This is a genomic window from Methylorubrum suomiense, assembly GCF_022179765.1.
Lineage (GTDB): Bacteria > Pseudomonadota > Alphaproteobacteria > Rhizobiales > Beijerinckiaceae > Methylobacterium > Methylobacterium suomiense.
In genome coordinates, this window is sequence record NZ_BPRE01000041.1 from 1 (window position 1) to 1,648 (window position 1,648).

3 protein-coding genes are annotated in these 1,648 nt (G+C 70.9%); 1 reads left to right on the forward strand and 2 read right to left on the reverse strand.

Features of this window, described 5'->3' with window-relative positions; translation table 11 throughout:
* Window positions 1–51: 51 nt before the first annotated feature.
* Both MFF26_RS26295 and MFF26_RS26300 read right to left on the reverse strand, forming a co-directional pair.
* The gene (locus tag MFF26_RS26295) at window positions 52–468 is read right to left on the reverse strand and encodes a hypothetical protein (protein WP_238308960.1); all 417 of its coding nucleotides are present in this window, start codon (window positions 466–468) and stop codon (window positions 52–54) included.
* The gene (locus tag MFF26_RS26300) at window positions 465–1,220 is read right to left on the reverse strand and encodes a hypothetical protein (protein ID WP_238308961.1); all 756 of its coding nucleotides are present in this window, start codon (window positions 1,218–1,220) and stop codon (window positions 465–467) included. The genes MFF26_RS26295 and MFF26_RS26300 overlap by 4 nt, the downstream gene beginning before the upstream one ends.
* A 25-nt stretch (window positions 1,221–1,245) precedes the next feature.
* Between MFF26_RS26300 and MFF26_RS26305 the strand changes: the two genes are divergently transcribed.
* Window positions 1,246–1,648, forward strand: a 403-nt coding sequence (locus tag MFF26_RS26305; protein ID WP_238308962.1) for a hypothetical protein, incomplete at its 3' end; no start/stop codon positions are given.

Consider the following 1,648-nt stretch of genomic DNA (forward strand, 5'->3'; position numbering starts at 1 on the left):
CACGGGTGCAGGGCCGTCCCAGCTTCTCGATCGCATCCATGGGTGCTCTCCTCACGTCCGAAACAGCCAGATCGGCACCGAGTCGGCCGGGTTGGTCAGGGCGGTGGCGACCGTGATCGAGCCGCGGCGCTCGAGTTGGATCTCCCGCTCGCACAGGGCGACACAGCGGCGGGGATAGAGGGTGACCAGGGCGCCCACGGAGTCGACGCGATAGGCCGCGGCGAGCCGATGGACGCCGAACAGGGCTTCCGTCGACCAGCCAAGGCGCGCGGCGTCCTCGCCCCACTCGTCGATGAACGCGAGCATAGCCTTACGGACCGCCGGCCAGACGCCGGAGCGCCCTCTCGGGCCCGGCGCCGTCCAGATCATGCCGGGACACGGCACGCGGTCGTCTGGCAGGCTGCACACGCCGATGCGCCACGAATCGGCGAGCTGCTGCGCGTCGGTTAGGGCAAGGGCGGCGCTCATGCGACCTCCGCCCCCTGTCGCGGCACCTTGGCATCGAGGCGGCCCATCAGCCGGCCCAGCGTGGCGCCGTCGGCCGCGTCGCGGAGCTGCGCGCCGAGATGGTGCAAGTGCGCCTCGCGAGCCTGCGCGACCTCAGCCGGTGCGGGATGGGCCCGCTCGCGCTCAGCATCGGTGGTGGCGCGCGTCTCGCGCCAGTTCGCAGCGATCGCCTCCACCTTCGCCCGGTCCGTTTCGGACGGCGGCTCGACGACCTCCGCGTCGAGGATCTGGCGGACGTGGACCAGCTTGAGATTGTGCAGGAAGAGGCCGCGGCGGGCCTCTTCGGCGAACTCGGCTGGCGATGGGCGGAAGGCTCGATTCCAGGTGATGATCGTCTCACCCGACCGGAAGCGCTCGCCTGCGCCATGGATGGCGAAGAGCGGGATGCCGGCCAGCCCCTTGATGTACTCGTGCACGAGGATCTCGTTGCTGACGTCCTCGCGCCCGCGGCCCATCTCGAAGCCCAGCAGGACCCGCGAAATCACGACATCGACGGCGTTGCGGTCCGCAGGGGCTTTCCGCTCCAGTTCAAGACGCTCGGCGACGGCGCAGAGCGCTTGACGCTCGGCTGTCGTGACCGCCCTGTCCCGCCGCACGCAGAAGCGGTTCGGCTGGCCGTCCACCGGAACCAGCCTGCCACGGAGTTCCGGAATCTTCGCCTCGACTTGGCTCAGCGCCGGCAGAGTTCGCATCGACGGAAGGCGGTTCGACATCGAAGGCTCCGGTCAGGGATTGCTCGTGAAGGCGGACAAGGCGGCCGGCGAAGCCGGTGACGGTGGAGGGGGAGGGTCGCCCACCGCCGCGGGGACCGTTGAAGGGCGGGCCGCGATCTGGGGGCCGGTCGAGTTCCTCCCGACGCCTGCGCAGCCGAAACTCAACCCAGGTCGAGAAATCGGCCAGTTCGCGCCCGTCGGCGTCCTCGATCACGTCGAGCACCGCCGCCGCCTCGTCCCGGGCGATCCCGAGCCAATGGCCGATGAGGGCGCGCGCCGAGCGGCGGGATCGGCCGGTGTTGGCGCTGATCAGGTCGACGCCGATCGTCAGCAGGGCTTGCCGGTTCGACCGAGCCAGTTCCGCCGCCTCGCTGCCCGCCTGCCCGGCATCGCCGGCCGAGCCGTCAGGCTCGGAACCGGGGTTGGCG

Bases quoted from the DNA above. Each gene is read 5' to 3' on its own strand.
- MFF26_RS26295 (WP_238308960.1), bottom strand. From the start codon at position 468: ATGAGCGCCGCCCTTGCCCTAACCGACGCGCAGCAGCTCGCCGATTCG.
- MFF26_RS26300 (WP_238308961.1), bottom strand. From the start codon at position 1,220: ATGTCGAACCGCCTTCCGTCGATGCGAACTCTGCCGGCGCTGAGCCAA.